Genomic DNA, 13,157 nt, shown 5'->3' with positions numbered 1-13,157 from the left:
TGCGGGTCGCGTTGCTCAGGCTTGGCGACGCGCGATCCGGCGCAGCAGCGCGTCTGGATCTAGGGTGACGTCGAGAGGCTTCGTGAGGGTGAGCGTCTGGCCCGGGCCTACCTTCGCCTCCTCGTCATATCGCCCGCCTGCCAGCCGATGCACGTGCATCGTGACCGCTCCCGACAGCTCCTGCTCAACGACCAGATACCAGGCGATTCCTGCTGCCGCATAGAGCGGCATCTTGATGAAGCGGTCCACGCCAGCGGTGCTCGGTGAGGCGATCTCGACGGCGAGCATCACGTCGTCGGCGGCGATCGTGTCGTCGCCTCCGTCGACGTCGGCCACGATGAGGTCCGGAATGAGGATGCGGCCGGAGCCGAGCCGGACGTTGACCCCCTCCAGGGCGAATAGACCTGCCTCGGCGGCGCGTTCGTCGAACGCCGCCCATAGGAGTGATGACAGCAGCTGGCGCCGGTTCTTCGGTGCCGGGCTCAACAACAGACTCCCGTCAATCAGCTCGATGCGATGCCCGGCGGGGTCGATGGCGAGGTATTCGTCCTCGGACCAGGGGCCGTCATGGTCGAGCGGAGCGAAGCTCATGCGGTCATGCATCTCCCGGTGACTGCTGGCGTCACCAGCCTGCCATGCGGCGGGGGCATCGACGATGCGCACGTCCTGAAGGGTCACCAGCTCACCCTGCCAGATGTCGGCTTAAGAGTACAACTTGATCGGCGTTTCAGCGCGAATTGATCGGACGCTCGGAGCGTGGGGCGCGGGGGACGGCGGCGAAGGAGATGAGCTTGAACCAGGCGGGCACGTCGCGGCGCAGGTCGGGCGGGCCCTGGATGGTGACGGCGCCGGAGCGCAGGGCGTCGGACCAGTCCAGGTCGCCGAGCCAGACCTCGACCATGCTGCGCAGGTCGGCGGTCACGTGCACGGCCACGTCGAAGCCGGGGTCGGCGTCGCACACGTCCGCTTCGGTGGGGGTGAGGACGAGCCACCAGTTGCGCAGGGAGGCGGCGACGGCCGGGAACTCGAACTGGATGACGGTCCGGCCGGAGGGGAGGGCGTCGTGGTCGACCCGCCGGTGCATGTCCCACAGCAGGATCTTCGGGTCGAGGTCCTGGTCGCCGAGGTGGCCGATCCAGCGGATGCCCCACTCGCCGAGCGCGGCGACGATCGGGGCGAGCTCCTGGCCGGCGCGGGTGAGGCGGTAGCGGACCTCGACGCCTGACTTGTGGCGTTCGGCGATACCGGCGGCGACCAGGTGCTGGAGGCGCTTCGACAGCAGTGTCGGGGACATGCGGGGCAGGCCGCGGCGCAGGTCGTTGAAGTGCCGGTCGCCGCCGACGAGCTCGCGGACCACGAGCAGGGTCCAGCGCTCGTCGAGCAGCTCCATGGTCTTGGCCACCGGGCAGAACTGGTAGTACGACGCTCCCATGTGCGCACCGTAATGTCGGCTCGGCGACTAGTACAGATCCTGTACTGGTGACGCCCCGGCGACGATTCCTACGGTCGAAGGCATGCAGATCGCAGACATGACCGCCGATCAGGCGCTGAAGAGCAGGCACCGGGCGATGTGGGCGACGGGCGACTACGCGGCGGTCGCCGCGGACGTCATCCCGGCGCTCGGGCCCGTCCTTTCCGAGGCCGTGGCCGCCGGGCCAGGGCAGCGGATTCTCGATGTGGCCGCGGGTTCGGGCAACGCGGCGATCCCGGCCGCGCGGGCCGGCGCCGACGTGGTCGCCACCGACCTCACCCCCGAGCTGCTGGAGACCGGCGAGGAGCTGGCCGGCCGGCACGGCGTCACCCTCGAATGGCAGGCCGCCGACGCGGAGTCGCTGCCGTTCGCGGCGGGCGCGTTCGACACCGTGATGTCGTGCGTCGGGGTCATGTTCGCCCCGCACCACCAGGTGTGCGCCGACGAGATCGTCCGTGTGCTGCGGCCGGGCGGGACGATCGGGCTGATCAACTGGACGCCGCAGGGCTTCATCGGGCAGATGTTCGCGACGATGAAGCCCTACGCGCCGCCCCCGCCGCCCGGCGCCCAGCCGCCGCCGCTGTGGGGCGACGAGGCCCACGTCCGCGCCCTGTTCGGCGACCGCGTCACCGACGTCGTGGCGCAGCGGCGGATGCTGCCCGTGACGGTGTTCCCGACCGCGGAGGCGTTCCTGGAGTTCTTCAAGCGCACCTACGGCCCGACGATCGCCGTCTACGCCGCGAACTCCGGCGACCCGGCGGCGCTCGCGGCGCTGGACGAGGCCCTGCTGGACCTGGCCCGGCGCCACGACCTCGGCGGCGGCGTGATGGAGTGGGAGTACCTGCTGTTCACCGCCCGCACCGGGGCGGCAGGCGAGTAGCCGCCGGGGGCCGGCTCAGCGCACGCCGCGGACCAGGAGCAGGACGCCGGTGGTCATCTCGAAGACGAACATCGGCGCATACAGGGCGGGGTTGACGACCGCGGTCGCCTCCGGGAACGCGATCGTGACGAGGCTGCCCGCGGCGAGCAGCGCGGACGCCACGACGCCGAGCCCGGCCAGCCACCGCGGCACGTACCGCGACCGGTACAGCAGACAGGCGAAGACCGTCGAGCCGAGGCCGAGGAAGACCAGGCCGATGCTGTACCCGACGGCGTGGGCGCTGGTGGCGACCCAGGCCAGCGCCGCCGCCGCCTGGTCCGGGTCGAGCGCCCGCACCTCGTCGGCGCCGCTGACGAGCTGGAGCACGACGGTGTTCGTCAACGTGTACGCGGCGAGCACCGCCACCTGCGCCAACCGCCAGAACGCGCCCAGCGCCGCCAGGTCGTCGGTGAGGCGGGCGACGGCGCGCACGCGGTGCGCCTGGCCCGCCAGACCCGCCCCGACGTGGTGCTCATGGACATCCGGATGCCGGGCGTCGACGGCCTCGCGGCGACCCGGCAGATCGTCGCGGACCCGGCGCTCTCCGCGGTGCGCATCCTCGTGCTCACCACGTTCGAGCTGGACGAGTACGTGGCCGAGGCCCTGCGGTCCGGCGCGGCCGGGTTCCTGGTGAAGCACACCGACCTGGCCGAGCTGGTCCGGGGTGTGCGCGTCGTCGCGGCCGGCGACGGGCTGCTCTCGCCGGGCGTGACCCGCCGGGTCATCGAGCGGTTCGCGGCCCGTACCGCCGGCCCGGCGTCGCCGCGGCGGCTGGCCGGGCTCACCGACCGGGAGGGGGAGGTCGTCGCGCTGGCCGGTCAGGGCCTGTCCAACGACGAGATCGCCGCCCGGTTGACGGTGAGCCCGGCGACCGCCAAGACCCACGTGTCGCGCGCGATGGTGAAGCTCGGCGCGCGCGACCGTGCGCGGCTCGTGGTCTTCGCCTACGAGGCCGGCCTGGTCCGCCCCGGCTGGCTCGACTGAGGCGGGCCCGGGCCGGGCCCGCGGAGAAGGGCTGGACGAGGCGCCGGCGCCGGCGGCCCAGGCCGTCGATGGAGGGATGGACGAGGCGCCGGCGCCGGCGGAAGGCTAGACGAGGCGCTGGCGCTGGCGGCCGAGGCCGTCGATCTCCAGCTCCATCACGTCGCCGGCGCGCAGGTACGGCTGGCCGGGCAGGCCCATCGCCACCCCGGCCGGCGTGCCGGTGTTCACGACGTCGCCGGGGCGCAGCACCATGAACTGGCTCAGGTACCAGACGAGGTGCGGCACGTCGAAGATCATGTCGCCGGCGAGCTCGTCCTGGCGGGGCTCGCCGTTGACCCACGACCGCAGGCGCAGCTCGGGCACCGCCAGGCCGTCGGCGGGCACGAGCCAGGGGCCCAGCGGGTTGAACGTCTCGCAGGACTTGCCCTTGTCCCACTGGCCGCCGCGCTCCAGCTGGAACTCGCGCTCGGAGACGTCGTTGCTGATGGCGTAGCCGGCGATGTGCGCGGCGGCGTCGGCGGGGCTGTCGAGGTAGCGCGCCTCGCGGCCGATGACGACCGCGAGCTCCACCTCGTAGTCGGTCTTGACGCTGTTGCGCGGGATGCGCACGTCGTCGTCAGGGCCGACGACCGTGTCGGCCGCCTTCATGAACACGACCGGCTCGGCGGGCGCCTCGGCGCCGGACTCCGCGGCGTGCGCGCGGTAGTTGAGCCCGATGCAGACGACCTTGCCGGGGCGGGCGACCGGCGCGCCCCGGCGGAGGCCCTGCTCGGGGAGCACGGGCAGGGTGTCGAGCGCGTCGCGGACGCGGGCGATCCCGTCGGCGGCGAGGAACCCGCCGTCGATGTCGGCGGTCAGCCCCTCGAGGCTCCGCGCGCGGCCCTCGGCGTCGAGCACCACGGGTCGTTCGGCACCGGAGGGTCCAAGCCGGGCAAGTCTCATGGGTTGCCACGGTACGAGCGAAGTGGCCAAGTGGTCAAGCCAATCCCTGCCCTTCACGGGCGACGGTCGCGATCCGCTCCAGGTGCGCCGTCATGGCGTGGCGCGCGGCGTCGGGGTCGCGCGCCTCCACGGCCGCGACGATGGCCTCGTGGTCCCCGGCCGTCCGCTCGTGTACGCCGGGCCGTCCCGACGTCATGGACCGGCTCGACCGGCCGAGGCCGGACAGGGACTCCAGCATCGCGGCGAGCAGCGCGTTGCCCGACGCGCCGGCGATCAGCCGGTGCAGCCGCACGTCGGCCTCGACCTGGTCCTCGCCGAGGATCGCCGCCCGCATGGCCGCGACCTGCTCGCCGGTGGCACGCTGCGCGGCGAGCGCGGCCAGGGCCGGCTCGAGCAGCAGGCGCGCCTCGAACAGCTCCTCCACGGTGCGCTCGTTGAGCGCCATCACGAAGCGCATCGGCTCCAGCAGCGCCGCCGTGGACAGCCCTGCGACGAACGTGCCCGCGCCGTGCCGGCTCTCCAGGATGTTGAGCCCGACGAGCGCCCGGATCGTCTCGCGCAGCGTCGGCCGGCTGATCCCGAGCAGCTCGCTGAGCTCGCGCTCCGGCGGCAGCCGCTGCCCCGGCGCGAGCCGGCCGTCGACGATCATCTGCTGGATGGCGCGCACGGCCCCTTCCGCCGCCGAGGTGCGCTCCACCTTCGCGAACTCCGCGCCGCTCACCCCGCCCACGCTACGGCAGGCTTTGGTATGGGCGCGGGGTGGGCACGGGGTAGGCGGTGAGGCGGACCGGCGAGCCGCTACGGCAGGGTGGTGACGGCGAACGTGCCGGGGTCGGCGCCGGTCCGGGCGACCGCGGTGCCGTCCGGGGACCAGATCGTCGAGTGGCCGGCGGTGTCGGCGTAGCCGTCGCCGGTCGGGCCGGCGAAGCTGGCGAGCGCGACCCACACCCCGTGCGCCTTGGCGATGCGGGCGCCCCGGCAGTCCTGCTCGGCGAGCTCGTCGGCGGACATGCACATGGCGGCGGCGTACACGTCGATGCCGAGCGCGGCGGTGCGGGCCTGGTGCTCCGGGACCGAGGTGTCCTTGCAGACGGCGAGGCCCAGCCGGTACCCGTCGACGGTGACGACGGCGGGACCCTCGGCGGGCCGGAAGCGGCGCTGCTCGGAGGTGCCCAGGTGCACCTTGCGGTAGGCGACGGTGACCGTGCCGGCGACGCCGTCCACGGCCAGGACCGCGATGTGCGGGCCGCCGGCGCCGTCGACCGGCGCGCCGGCCAGGGCGAGCGTGCCCGTGTCCTGGCAGGCGTCCAGGAGCGGGGACAGGGCGGGGTGGTCCACCGGCACCACGTCGGCGTCGAGCTCATAGCCCGTCAGTGACAGCTCGGGGAAGACGACGACCCGCGCGCCCGCCGCGTGGACCACCGCCGCGTGGGTGGCGGCGTTGGCGGCCACGTCAAAGGCGTCGCACTCCGGCTGTGCGACGGCGACGATCAGAGGCATCCGTGAATCTTACGTGGCGGGCGGCCGTCCCCGAGGCCCGGCCGCACCAGGGTCACCCGCCGGCAACATCTTGACGTTCATCGATGTCAATGGTTGGCTGCGAGGGTGCTGAACCGGTGGTTCCCCGCCCTCGCGGCCCTTGCGCTCCTGACCGTCGCCACGCCCGCGCACGCCACCCCGGGGCAGCCGGAGGTGTCCGCGGACCCGTCCAACGCCTGGAGCGCCGAGCTGCGCGCCGTCGGCGGCGACGACGTCAACGTCGCCTGGACCGGCGCCGCGCTGCGGCTCGCCGACCCGTCCACCGCGCCGGGCGGGCAGCGGGCGCCGGTGGCGCAGGGCATGCTGCTCACCGCCGCGCACACCCTCGCCACGCCCGCGAACCTGGTCACCGCCGCCGTCACCGGATCGGCGGACGTCGAGTACCGCGGCCGGAGCGGCGACCGGTAGACCGAGTGGCAGACGGCAGGCACCCCCCTCAAGGAGTCTGTCGGCGTCGTCGAGGTGCGGGTGGTCCTGACCGGGGCGGCATCCGTGACCGCCGTGCGGCTGGCGGCCTCCAGCGCGCCCGCCGCGACCGGGCTCGCCGCCGTCGGCAACGTGTACCGGGTGTACGCGACCCGCGAAGGGCTCGTCGGCGGCACCACCGCGAACGGCCACGTGATCACCAGCCGGGACCACTTCGTGGCGCTGCCGTCGCGGCGCGGCCTGTCACCGAAGGGCACCGGCGACTACACCGTGCGGGTCTGCACGACCAGCGGCGCGCGGTGCGAGTTCGCCCCCGTCTGGGACGTCGGCCCGTGGAACACCACCGACGACTACTGGAACCCGCCGGCGACCCGCCAGTCGTGGAAGGACCTCCCGCAGGGCCGGCCCGAGGCGCAGGCGGCGTACCAGAACGGCTACAACGGAGGGAAGGACCAGTTCGGCCGCGCCGTCGCCAACCCCGCGGGCATCGACCTCGGCGACGGCGTCTTCTGGGACGGGCTGCAGCTGACGGACAACGCGTGGGTCGACGTCGCCTACCTGTGGACCGCCGGCGGGCCGCGCGGCGTCATCGGCAGCGGGCCGCTGAACATCCGGGCCGGCGCCGCCTCCACGTTCGCGAGCAAGGGCTACGCCGCGACCTACGCCCAGGTGCCGATCGAGTGCTGGGTGACCGGCCAGTCGATCGCCGGGCCCTACGGCACGACGACCCGCTGGGACCGCGTCGGCGCCGGGCAGTACGTCAGCCACGCGTACATCTCCTCGACGTCGGGCGGTGCGGCACCCGCCTGCTGAATCCGTGCATTGGCGGCACCGAATGCAAGCGATCCCTCGTCGACACCCTCGCTATTCGATGCGAACGTTGCCGATGGATGCCGTGGCGATAGTGTGCCTTGTCAATATCATCACGGGTTCGGTCTGCCAGTTTCCGGTCGCGGTCACCCCCGCCCGGTGCTGCGGGCCGAATTGAGGAGGCTTCATGGTGCGGAAACGCCTGGTCACGACCGCGGTCGTCGTCCTCGCCGTGCCGGTGCTCGTCGCCCTGCCGGTTTCCCCGGCGTCGGCGGCTCCGGCCAAGGCGCCTGCGGCGTCCGGTGCGAGCACGACGTCCGACACGCGGCACATGACGCGGACCCAGTTCACGTTGGACGGCAAGCTGGTCGACACGTCGAAGATGGCGAAGCCGGCGCAGCAGCGGCGCTCGCTGGCCGCGGGGGAGACCCCGGCGGTCGGCACGGTCCGTCAGTGGCTGGGTTCGGACGACTACCAGGGCCGGCTGTACCGCAAGGACTACGTCCTGCGCGGTGTCGGCGAGCACATCGAGGTCTGGGTCGCGGTCGACACCTCGTTCCCGGCGGGCGACTGCCGTAACGCGGTGCCGAACACGACCACGGTCACCGACGCGCAGGTGGCGAACTTCATCCACGAGTTCGACACCAACATGTACCCGAAGGAGACCGCCGCCTTCAGCACGCCGCCGAACCGGGACGGCAGCAACGCGCTGCTCGGACCGGACGCCAACGGCAACGGCGGCGTCTACACCGGCGGCGGCGAGAAGACCGTCACGCTGGTCGACAACGTCCGGGACGACAACTACTACACGTTCCCGGCCGCCACGACCTACATCGCGGGCTTCTTCTCGACGCAGTTCAACGAACTGTTCGACCGCAACGTCATGACGATCGACGCCTACGACTGGGAGCACCGTACCGGCGCCAACCCCGTCGACGCGCCGAGCAGTGACGTCTGCACCAGCCGCCCGGCCCGGCCGACCCTCTACGAGGGCACGTTCGCGCACGAGTGGCAGCACCTGCTGCTGTCCTACGTCGACCCGAACGAGACGACGTGGCTCAACGAGGGTCTCGCGGACTTCGCGCAGACGCTCACCGGCTACGTCGACGGCACCAAGACGGTCTACGACAAGGGCGGCGACAGCCACCTGTACTGCTTCCAGGGCTACGGCCCGGTGCAGACACCCTTCAACCCCAACCCCCGTGACTGCGGTGGTTCCCAGAACTCGCTCAACCTCTGGGGTGAGGGCGGCAGCGGCGCCGGTGTGCTCGCCGACTACGGCAACGCATACCAGTTCCTGCTGTACCTCTACGACCACTACGGTCAGGACATCATCGAGAAGCTGCACCGCGACGGCGCCCTGCAGGGCATCAAGAGCGTCGACGCGGCCGTGAAGGCCGAGGGTGCCAAGGACGCGTACACGGTGCTGCACGACTACCAGTCGTCGGTGCTGCTGGACAAGCTCCTGGACGACTCGCGCTGGAGCCTCGTGCTCGGCGCCGACAAGGCCAAGGTCACGTCGAAGAGCGTCCGCTCCTCGGTGAACCTGGCGAACACCCAGAGCTACAGCGTGCCCGGAGCGGCCCCCAACGGCGCCGACTACGTGCTGCTGCAGAAGAACGGCACGGCCATCAAGGGCAAGGACCTGCGTTCGCTCAAGTTCACCGGCGCGTCGGCCCTGCCGTCCCTGCCGCTGGCCTGGACGCTGGTCAACAACGACCCCGACCGGCCGGGCAACTCGGTGCTGTTCTCGGGCAACGCCAACAACACCGACGCCACCGCGGTCATCCCGGTGACGGTCCCCGCCTCCAACGCGACGCTGACCTTCCAGGCGAAGTACGGCGCCGAGCTCGGTTACGACTACGGCTACGTCGTGGTCTCCACCGACGGTGGCACGACCTACACCGCGATCCCCGGTGACAAGACCGTCGACGCGCCGCTCGGGCCCGGCCTGAACGGCACGACGAACGGCTTCGAGGCGCACAGCTTCGACCTGTCCGCGTTCGCGGGCAAGTCGATCCTGCTGGGCATCCGCTACGTCAGCGACGGCGGTGTCAACGAGGGCGGCCTGCTCGTCGACGACATCGCGCTCGGCGGCACCCTGCTGAGCGACGGCTCCAGCCTGGCGCCGTTCGACTCGCCGACGGAGATCACCCCGGTCAAGGTCAAGAACTGGCACGTGAAGCTCGTCGGCATCGACGAGGCGAACCACCTCGCGTGGCAGTTCGAGTTCACCGGTAAGAACAGCATCACGCTCAACTGGATCCAGCTGGCGCTGCTGTCGCTGTTCCCGAAGGTCGTGGCGGTCGTCGCCTACGACGAGCCGACGGAGCAGGTCCAGCAGTACGCGCCGTACACCCTCACGGTGAACGGCGTCGTCCAGCCGGGCGGAGCTGCCTGACACCTCCGGGTGCCATGACGGCGGGCACCCCTTGCCTCGTGCGAGGGGTGCCCGTCGTTGCGTTTGCCGCTGGTGTACGGCGTGTCGCGCGCTGCCGAGAAGGCGCTACCGGCCTTCAGCGTTGCTGTGACGCGTCACCGGCATTCGGCGTTGTCGTGGCGCGTCACCAGCCGACGGCCACCAGCAGCCACTGCGGGTTGCCGTGCGAGACGAACGACGACTGGCCGGCGTAGTCGTCGTACGGGAACCCGTACGACAGCTTGTCGATGGCGTGGTCGTGCCAGAACTTGGCGTAGTAGTTCGCCGGCGCGGCCTGGTAGTACAGGCTCGGCGTCGACCAATCCGACTGCGGCAGCTGCCGCACGTGCCGGTTGAGCGCCGCGCAGTTCGCCGGATCGTTGGCGAGCACCCCGGCGCAGCCGAAGACGTCCGACGTCGGGGCGTTGATGCCGTACTGCGCGGCGTACGCGGTGAAGTAGTTCGCGTTGACGCCGCCGGCGCGGAACGTAGGGTCGCTGCCCGGCGCGATGATCCGGTACGGCGCCTGCGACTGCGCCAGGACGTCGAACTGGGCCGGCACCTCGTCGATGAACCGCTGGAACGTCGCCGCGCGGCTCTCGGCGAACGTGGCCTGGTCCTCGCCGACCTGGACGTCGTAGCCGTCGCGGGCGTGCAGCCGCATCGCCAGCTTCAGCCCGAACGCGTCGACGCGGGTGGTGTTGCCGTTGAAGACCGACGGCCCGACGGTGAACTCGATGAAGTCGTAGTACTGGCTGTTCGGGCTGCCGAGGTAGAAGTACATCCGGCCGGCGGAGTTGGCCGGCATGTCCAGGTACGGCTGCTCGGCGATGCTGTGCGTCTGGCCGTTGAAGCTCCAGTACACCTGACTGTCGGGGTACTGCCCGTTGGTGCGGTTGAGCACCTTGACCATGACGACGTTGGACGGGTTGGGGATGGAGCTGGTGTCGCCCCAGAACGACCCCGGCGGCTGGGACGGCGGCTGCGACGACGGCGGCTGCGAGGTGGGCGGCACCGGTCCGGTCGTGCGGACCGCGAACTCCCACAGCGAGTAGCCGTAGGCGGTGGCGCGGGCGGTGCCGTTCATCCGCACGTACCGGCCGCTGCCCGACACGTCGAGGGTTTGGATCCCGCCGGTGCCGGCGGTGGTGGAGTAGACGGTCGTCCAGGTGCTGCCGTTGGTGGAGAGCTGGATCGTGAACGACCGCGCGTAGGCGGCCTCCCAGTTCAGGACCACCTGGCAGACGGTCGCCGTCGCGCCGAGGTCGACCTGGACCCACTGCGGGTCGCTGAACGCGCTGGACCAGCGGGTGCCGGTGTTGCCGTCGAAGGCGGCCGACGCGGGCGACGCGGCGTTCTCCGTCGACGACGCGGTGGCCGGCCGGCCCTGGGCGGCGTTCGCGGTGCCGCACGTGGTGCCGCCGGTCGTGCCGTACACCTGGAACTCCCACAGCGAGTAGCCGTAGGCGGTGGCGCGGGCGGTGCCGTTCATCCGCACGTACCGGCCGCTGCCGGACACGTTGAGGGTCTGGATGCCGCCGGTGCCGGTGGTGGTGGAGTAGACGGTCGTCCAGGTGCTGCCGTTGGTGGAGAGCTGGATGCTGAACGAGCGGGCGTAGGCGGCCTCCCAGTTGAGCACGACCTGGTCGACCGTGGCGGTCGCGCCGAGGTCGACCTGGATCCACTGCGGGTCGCTGAACGCGCTGGACCAGCGGGTGCCGGTGTTGCCGTCGGTGGCGAGGGCCGCGCCGGACGCGGCGTTCTCCGTCGACGACGCGGTGGTGGGCCTGCCCTGCGACAGCAGGCTGCTGGCGGCGTTGGCGGAGGTGACGGTGAAGGCGGCGTAGCCGGCCACGAGCGCGGCCACGAGCAGGCCGGCGAGGCGCCGGCCCTTCAGTCTGGGCATGGTTCTCTTCTCCTGGGCTTCGGATGGGGGCGTGCGTGACCGTCGCCGCACCACGTCGATGCACCGGGAGGGCGGTTGCCGGTGCTGGCGGGCGTCCGGTCGGACCGATCGAAGAGAGCGCTCTCTCGAACTCAGAGTGGTCGATCCGCGCTGCACCGTCAAGACCCGCGTTTTGAGGCTCGCCGATGCGGGCACGGGGCTTGTCAGGGAATCCTGGGAGGTGCACCTTGTCCGACACGCAATCTGGCCCTCAGTCAGCCGCAGGGTCTACCGGCGTCATCCGCAGCCTGATCCCGGCCCGGATCGACCGGCTCACCTGGGCTCCGTTCCACACCAGGATGGTGTTGGCGCTGGGCACCGCCTGGGTCCTCGACGGCCTGGAGATCACCATCGCGAGTGCCGTCGGGGCGGTGCTCAACAAGCAGGAGACGCTCGGGCTCAGCAGCACGCAGGTCGGCGCCATCGCCACCGTGTACCTGCTGGGCGAGGTCTTCGGCGCGCTGTTCTTCGGCCGCCTGTCCGACGCGCTCGGCCGCAAGAACCTGTTCGTCGTCACGCTCGGCGTCTACCTCGCCGGCAATGCGCTGACCGCGCTCACCTGGGGAAACGGCACGCTGAGCCTGATCTTCCTCTACCTGACCAGGTTCATCGCCGGCGCCGGCATCGGCGGTGAGTACGCCGCCATCAACTCCGCGATCGACGAGATGATGCCGGCGAAGTACCGCGGCCGCGTCGACATCGGCGTGAACGGCACCTACTGGGGCGGCGCCATCATCGGCACGCTCGGCACGTACATCCTGCTGAACCACATCTCGCTCAACATCAGCTGGCGGCTCGGGTTCCTGATCGGGCCGATCATCGGTCTGCTCATCTGGAACCTGCGCAGGCACCTGCCGGAGAGCCCTCGCTGGCTGATCATGCACGGGCGCGAGCGGGAGGCGGAGGAGAGCATCGCGGCGATCGAGCGGGACGTGGAGCGGTCGGGTCAGACCCTCGCCCCGGTCGACGAGCGCGCCGCCATCGAGATCAAGCCGTCCACCTCGCACGGCTACCTGTCCCTGGTCAAGGTCCTGTTCCGGCGGATGCCGTCCCGGTCGGCGCTGTCCGCGACCCTCATGATCACGCAGTCCTTCCTGTACAACGCCATCTTCTTCACCTACACGCTGGTGCTGTCGAAGTTCTACGACGTCGACGCGGAGAAGACCCCGATCTACCTGATCGCCTTCGCCGTCGGCAACCTGGCCGGCCCGCTCCTGCTCGGCCACCTCTTCGACACCGTCGGCCGCCGTAAGATGATCACCGGCACGTACCTGATCTCCGGCATCCTCCTGGCCATCTCGGCCTGGATGTTCGACGCGGGGATGCTCAACGCGTTCACGCAGACCCTCGCCTGGTGCGTCATCTTCTTCTTCGCCTCGGCCGGCGCCAGCTCCGCCTACCTGACCGTCAGCGAGATCTTCCCGCTCGAGATCCGGGCCCAGGCGATCGCCGTGTTCTTCGCCATCGCCCAGTGCTTCGGCGCCATCGGCCCGATCTTCTACGGCTGGCTCATCGGTGAGGGCGAGGACCCCGGCAAGCTCTTCATCGGCTATCTGATCGGCGCCGCGGTGATGATCGTCGGCGGCGTCGTCGAATGGTTCCTCGGCGTCGACGCCGAGGGCAAGCCCCTGGAGGACGTCGCCGTCCCGCTCTCCGCCGTCACCACCCGCCCCCGCTCGACGGGCTGACCATCACGGGCCCC

12 protein-coding genes and 1 pseudogene are annotated in these 13,157 nt (G+C 71.2%); 6 read left to right on the top strand and 7 right to left on the bottom strand.

Annotated elements, in window-relative coordinates; all coding sequences use genetic code 11:
* Positions 1-15: 15 nt before the first annotated feature.
* A complete protein-coding gene (locus AB0I21_RS41845; RefSeq protein WP_360569234.1) occupies positions 16-678 on the bottom strand; it encodes a Uma2 family endonuclease in 663 nt (220 codons plus the stop codon).
* A gap of 49 nt (positions 679-727) precedes the next feature.
* Positions 728-1,432: a helix-turn-helix domain-containing protein gene (locus tag AB0I21_RS41840; protein WP_360569233.1), complete on the bottom strand. Its 705-nt coding sequence runs from the start codon at positions 1,430-1,432 to the stop codon at positions 728-730.
* Positions 1,433-1,514: 82 nt separating this feature from the next.
* On the opposite strand from AB0I21_RS41840, the gene AB0I21_RS41835 reads away from it, so the two are divergent.
* The gene (locus AB0I21_RS41835) at positions 1,515-2,351 is read left to right on the top strand and encodes a class I SAM-dependent methyltransferase (protein ID WP_360569232.1); all 837 of its coding nucleotides are present in this window, start codon (positions 1,515-1,517) and stop codon (positions 2,349-2,351) included.
* A 15-nt stretch (positions 2,352-2,366) separates the two neighbouring features.
* Here AB0I21_RS41835 and AB0I21_RS41830 read toward each other — a convergent pair whose 3' ends face one another.
* Positions 2,367-2,750 carry a DUF4386 domain-containing protein gene (locus tag AB0I21_RS41830; protein WP_360569231.1) on the bottom strand — a complete coding sequence of 128 codons (384 nt, stop codon included), beginning with the start codon at positions 2,748-2,750 and terminating at the stop codon, positions 2,367-2,369.
* Between the two features lie 42 nt (positions 2,751-2,792).
* On the opposite strand from AB0I21_RS41830, the pseudogene AB0I21_RS41825 reads away from it, so the two are divergent.
* Positions 2,793-3,374 (top strand): annotated as a pseudogene (locus AB0I21_RS41825) (response regulator transcription factor); the annotation flags it as partial.
* 105 nt (positions 3,375-3,479) lie between these two features.
* Here AB0I21_RS41825 and AB0I21_RS41820 read toward each other — a convergent pair.
* From AB0I21_RS41820 to AB0I21_RS41810, 3 genes are all read right to left on the bottom strand, one after another.
* Positions 3,480-4,316 carry a fumarylacetoacetate hydrolase family protein gene (locus AB0I21_RS41820; RefSeq protein WP_360569230.1) on the bottom strand — a complete coding sequence of 279 codons (837 nt, stop codon included), beginning with the start codon at positions 4,314-4,316 and terminating at the stop codon, positions 3,480-3,482.
* A 34-nt stretch (positions 4,317-4,350) separates the two neighbouring features.
* A complete protein-coding gene (locus AB0I21_RS41815; protein WP_360569229.1) occupies positions 4,351-5,037 on the bottom strand; it encodes a FadR/GntR family transcriptional regulator in 687 nt (228 codons plus the stop codon).
* Positions 5,038-5,114: 77 nt separating this feature from the next.
* Entirely contained in the window at positions 5,115-5,816 is a 702-nt protein-coding gene (locus AB0I21_RS41810; protein WP_360569228.1) for a carbon-nitrogen hydrolase family protein, read from the bottom strand.
* A gap of 105 nt (positions 5,817-5,921) precedes the next feature.
* On the opposite strand from AB0I21_RS41810, the gene AB0I21_RS41805 reads away from it, so the two are divergent.
* The 3 genes from AB0I21_RS41805 to AB0I21_RS41795 all read left to right on the top strand — a co-directional run bounded on the left by AB0I21_RS41805 (position 5,922) and on the right by AB0I21_RS41795 (position 9,492).
* Positions 5,922-6,263 (top strand): hypothetical protein, encoded by a 342-nt coding sequence (locus AB0I21_RS41805; protein ID WP_360569227.1) that lies wholly within the window; start codon positions 5,922-5,924, stop codon positions 6,261-6,263.
* 84 nt (positions 6,264-6,347) lie between these two features.
* Positions 6,348-7,094 (top strand): hypothetical protein, encoded by a 747-nt coding sequence (locus AB0I21_RS41800; RefSeq protein ID WP_360569226.1) that lies wholly within the window; start codon positions 6,348-6,350, stop codon positions 7,092-7,094.
* Positions 7,095-7,278: 184 nt separating this feature from the next.
* Positions 7,279-9,492: a peptidase M6 immune inhibitor A gene (locus AB0I21_RS41795; RefSeq protein ID WP_360569225.1), complete on the top strand. Its 2,214-nt coding sequence runs from the start codon at positions 7,279-7,281 to the stop codon at positions 9,490-9,492.
* Positions 9,493-9,655: 163 nt separating this feature from the next.
* On the opposite strand, the gene AB0I21_RS41790 is transcribed toward AB0I21_RS41795, so the two are convergent.
* Positions 9,656-11,416, bottom strand: coding sequence for a discoidin domain-containing protein (locus AB0I21_RS41790; RefSeq protein ID WP_360569224.1), 1,761 nt, complete (start codon positions 11,414-11,416; stop codon positions 9,656-9,658).
* A gap of 338 nt (positions 11,417-11,754) precedes the next feature.
* Here AB0I21_RS41790 and AB0I21_RS41785 point away from each other — a divergent pair, with 338 nt between their 5' ends.
* Positions 11,755-13,143 carry an MFS transporter gene (locus tag AB0I21_RS41785; RefSeq protein WP_360569223.1) on the top strand — a complete coding sequence of 463 codons (1,389 nt, stop codon included), beginning with the start codon at positions 11,755-11,757 and terminating at the stop codon, positions 13,141-13,143.
* The last annotated feature ends 14 nt before the right edge of the window (positions 13,144-13,157 follow it).

Origin of the sequence: Dactylosporangium sp. NPDC050588 (assembly GCF_040654975.1) — a bacterium.
Taxonomy (GTDB): Bacteria; Actinomycetota; Actinomycetes; order Mycobacteriales; family Micromonosporaceae; genus Dactylosporangium; species Dactylosporangium maewongense.
The sequence above is the reverse complement of the archived record's forward strand: the minus strand, read 5'-3'. Positions and strand labels throughout refer to the sequence as shown.

Coding starts and splice junctions, on each gene's coding strand:
- AB0I21_RS41795 (WP_360569225.1), top strand. CDS start 7,279: ATGGTGCGGAAACGCCTGGTCACGACCGCGGTCGTCGTCCTCGCCGTG.
- AB0I21_RS41785 (WP_360569223.1), top strand. CDS start 11,755: ATGGTGTTGGCGCTGGGCACCGCCTGGGTCCTCGACGGCCTGGAGATC.
- AB0I21_RS41790 (WP_360569224.1), bottom strand. CDS start 11,416: ATGCCCAGACTGAAGGGCCGGCGCCTCGCCGGCCTGCTCGTGGCCGCG.
- AB0I21_RS41810 (WP_360569228.1), bottom strand. CDS start 5,816: ATGCCTCTGATCGTCGCCGTCGCACAGCCGGAGTGCGACGCCTTTGAC.
- AB0I21_RS41820 (WP_360569230.1), bottom strand. CDS start 4,316: ATGAGACTTGCCCGGCTTGGACCCTCCGGTGCCGAACGACCCGTGGTG.
- AB0I21_RS41835 (WP_360569232.1), top strand. CDS start 1,515: ATGCAGATCGCAGACATGACCGCCGATCAGGCGCTGAAGAGCAGGCAC.
- AB0I21_RS41840 (WP_360569233.1), bottom strand. CDS start 1,432: ATGGGAGCGTCGTACTACCAGTTCTGCCCGGTGGCCAAGACCATGGAG.